Origin of the sequence: Lacisediminihabitans sp. (assembly GCF_043726815.1) — a bacterium.
Lineage (GTDB): Bacteria > Actinomycetota > Actinomycetes > Actinomycetales > Microbacteriaceae > Lacisediminihabitans.
In genome coordinates this window covers 1-3,628 of the sequence record NZ_JAYSJZ010000073.1, presented here as the reverse complement: position 1 = coordinate 3,628, position 3,628 = coordinate 1, and the positions used below count along the sequence as shown (strand labels likewise).

Genomic DNA, 3,628 nt, shown 5'->3' with positions numbered 1-3,628 from the left:
CGTCCGGCTCGAATTGGTCGAGCCAGCACCGTCCGTCGGCCCACACCGCCGCGGCCACCCAGGCGGCAGACTGCAGGGCGCTCAGCTGGCCATCCCAGGGCATCTCTCCGCACAGTTTGTACGACTGCCGTGGCAGCCCAACGACTAGGGTCGCGTTATCGTCGGCGCCGTGGGCCGCCCGCAGGTCGAGCACGGCGGCGATAAGCGACTGCAGCGAACTCGATGCCGGCCACTGCCTGAGCGAGAGATCGAACGAGAGCCACGTCTTGCCGAGACCGTCGAGAACGCTCTCCGGGGCCAACCCGGCGTAGGCATCGAAGAGGCCGCCGTCCGGGTGGCCAAACGCGTTCGGGGAGCCGCCGTGGCCGGCGCGGGCGTACATGACCGCCTGCAGCCCAGCCGCGGCCCCGCGGGCTTGGGTCAGCTTGACACCCGGTGTGCCGATCGCGCTGAACGTACCGGCCGAGTGCAGCAGGGCCGCGCCCCACGCCGCCCGCAGCGTGGCGTCATCAGTTCCGAGCAGCCGACCGAACGCGGCGGCCGATCCGAACGGTCCGATAACCCCTGGGGCATGCCAGCGCGGGCCGCGGTATTGTGCCCCGTCCATCGCTGCACACAAGCGAAGGGTGACCTCGACCCCGATCGCGAACGCCGCGAGGAAGTCATCGATGCTCGTCGGCGCGATCTCGACGCCGGCAAGTGTCGCGGCCTGCACGATGGGAGTGACGTGGCACATAGCCGGCCGATATACGTCGCACATCGTCGTCGCTGTGACCTGCCAGGCGTTCAGCATCCCCGCACCGAGAAGGCTCGACCCATGGCTGTCGGCGACGACCGTGAACGTGCCGGCGCCGGTGAGAGCAGATGTCGCGTGAGCGAAGCTATCGCGCCCGGCCGCCGTGCGGCCGGTGTATGAACAGGCGATCGCGTCGAGCACGAGGTCGACGGTACGCCGCCGCACGGCTTCAGGGAGCGTGGACCAGCGGGTTTGCAGCGCGAACTCGGCAAGACCAGCCTCGACTTCGCTCATGCTGATGCGGCTTCGCGGGCCTTCTCGGCGGCGAGCGGCACGACGGAGTCTCGGAACCGAGCGATCTCGGCTGTGAGAGACGACGGATCGTGGCTTTCGAAGACGAGGATGAGCTCGTCGTTTCCGGCCGCGGCGAAGCGGGCCACCTCATCCGCTATCATCTCGTCGGTGCCCCACATGGAGTACGCGGCCCGGGGCTCTTTATCGAACCGCACGCGGGCGCGCGTGGAGACGAATGGCCACGGTCGGCGGGTGAGCGCGAGGGCTTCCCGCAGCTGCGGGAGCCGCTCGTCGAGGTCGCTCGGGCCGGTCTGGGCCGCGTGGTACCCGTCGGCGAGTTCGGCGGTGCGTCGCAGGGCGCGGGCGCTGCGGCCCCCGGCCCAGATCGGAATGCCTGCGCCCTGAACAGGGAGCGGGCCGAAGGAGAAGTCGGTCAACTGATGGAACTCCCCCTCGAAAGGTTCGGTCGACCCCGACCAGAGATGACGCCACAGCCTGATCGCCTCGTCGACGTAGACGCCGCGGCGCTTGAATCGATCGGCCTTGCCCATGTTGCTGTACTCCGGGAAGTCATCGGTGTCGCTGACGCCGACTCCGACGATGAGTCGGCCGCCGAGCAAGACGTCGATCGTGGCCAGTTCCTTCGCGAGCATCGGGGCATCGCGCATCGCTGGGGAGATCACACTGGTGCCGAATACCAAGTCCTTGTAGCGGCCACCTGCCCAGGCGAGCGTCGTGAGGGCCTCGAGCATGACGCCGTACTCATCGGCCTCGGGGCCGCGCGGCACCATCAGGTGGTCGGTCACCCAGGCGCTCCGCCATCCGGCTGCAGAGGCCTCGGCACACGCAGTGTCGACGAGTTCGGGGCCGGCACCCTCGCCCTTGTTGGGGAGGATGATCCCGAAAGTCATCGCGCCTACCGTTGCCAGCGACCGTGCCATGGTGCTCCTTCGCATCGTTCCTCGGTCAACCCACTTCCGCAGAATTTTGACCACGGGGCCACAGATGTGATCGAAGTCTACGGTAAGAACGAGTGGGTAAAGAAATAGATATTCCATAAAACATTGACACATCGAATATTTGATGATGCTATATCTGTACGTGCCAAACCCGCGAAACGACCTGCGAGTTTGCAACCGAATGGGTGCATACCACGGCTGCCACCGTGGCGGCCCCGCTTCTGACCCGGAAGGAATCCGCGCCATGACCTACACCCTTCCGCCCGAGCTAATCGCCAACGGCAAGGGGGACGCCAAAGCTGTCCCGCACGTGCCGGAGGGCGCCTCTGATAAACCCGCGACTGGGTTACGCAAGTGGCTCGACGAAATGGATGCCATCGGCGAGCTGCGCGTTGTCGAGGGCGTCGACGCCGAGGCGAGCATCGGACTGGTGTCGGAGATGCTGCACCACACCGAGGAGTCCCCGGCAGTGATGTTCGACGCGATCCCCGGTTACGAGAAGGGCTGGCGGGTTCTGGTCAACTCGCTCGGCAACCGGCGTCGGCTCGCGACGACGCTCGGGCTGCCGACCGACATCAGCACCTTCGACTTGGTTGACACATGGCAGAAGGCGCTCGACGATGTGGTCCCGCTGCCGACAAAGCTGGTGAAGTCCGGCCCGATCACCGAAAACATCATGAAGGGCGATGACATCGACCTTCTCAAGTTCCCGACGCCGCTGTGGCACCCGGAGGACGGTGGTCCGTTCATCGGCACCGGCTGCGGCATCATCACTCGCAGCCGTGACGACGGCGTCGTCAATATGGGCACCTACCGCGCGCAGGTGTACGACGCGAAGAACGCTGCAATATACATCTCGCCTGGAAAGGACGGCCGCCTGCACCGCGACACCTGGTTCAACGCCGGCGAGGACATGCCGGCCGTGATTGTAGCCGGGCTGCACCCGTTGCAGTTCATGGCCAGCGGCCTTGAGATCCCGCGAAACGTCCCGGAGCTCGAGTGGGTCGGCGGAGTGCTCGGCGAGGCGATTGAGACTATCACCGGCGAGTTCACTGGCCTGCCGATCCCGGCTGACGCTGAGATCGCGATCGAGGGCTTCTTGCGTCACGACCTGACCCGAGATGAGGGTCCGTTCGGCGAGTGGACCGGCTACTATGCCTCAACTTCCCGCCCGGAGCCGGTGTTCGAGGTTAAGGCGGTGTACTACCGCAACAACCCGATCATCCTGGGCTGCCCTCCCGAGAAGCCGCCGTACGAGGCGCACCGCTTCCAGCAGTACGGCCGCAGCGCGGCGCTCAGGCGTGAGATCCAGGGCGCCGGGATCCCGGGGGTCACCGCGGCATGGACGCACAGCGTCGGCGGGTGCCGTCTGTTCAACATCATCGCGATCAAGCAGCTGTATCAGGGCCACTCGCGCCAAGTCGGCAACATCGCGGCGCAAGTGCGCCAAGCCAACTACCTCGGTCGGATCGTGATCGTCGTGGACGACGACATAGACATCACCGACCTGCACGAGGTGATCTGGGCGGTCACCACCCGCGCCGATCCCGAGCGGGACATGAAGATTCTCACCGGCGCACTCAGCGGCGCGCTCGATCCGGCGATCCATCCCGACCACAAGGGCACCAACTCGCGCCTG

General features: G+C 66.2%; 3 protein-coding genes. 1 reads left to right on the top strand and 2 read right to left on the bottom strand.

The window, feature by feature from the left end:
- Both ACHZD8_RS10955 and ACHZD8_RS10950 read right to left on the bottom strand, forming a co-directional pair.
- On the bottom strand, positions 1-1,030 hold a 1,030-nt coding region (locus tag ACHZD8_RS10955; RefSeq protein WP_394770465.1), incomplete at its 3' end, for an MmgE/PrpD family protein.
- On the bottom strand, positions 1,027-1,971 hold the full coding sequence (locus tag ACHZD8_RS10950) for an LLM class flavin-dependent oxidoreductase (RefSeq protein ID WP_394770464.1): 945 nt from the start codon (positions 1,969-1,971) through the stop codon (positions 1,027-1,029). The genes ACHZD8_RS10950 and ACHZD8_RS10955, both read right to left, overlap by 4 nt.
- 262 nt (positions 1,972-2,233) lie before the next feature.
- On the opposite strand from ACHZD8_RS10950, the gene ACHZD8_RS10945 reads away from it, so the two are divergent.
- Positions 2,234-3,628: UbiD family decarboxylase (locus tag ACHZD8_RS10945; RefSeq protein ID WP_394770463.1), on the top strand; the 1,395-nt coding region annotated here is incomplete at its 3' end.

What these genes read in the sequence shown, in the direction of transcription:
- ACHZD8_RS10950 (WP_394770464.1), bottom strand. Translation starts at nt 1,971, where the DNA reads ATGGCACGGTCGCTGGCAACGGTAGGCGCGATGACTTTCGGGATCATC.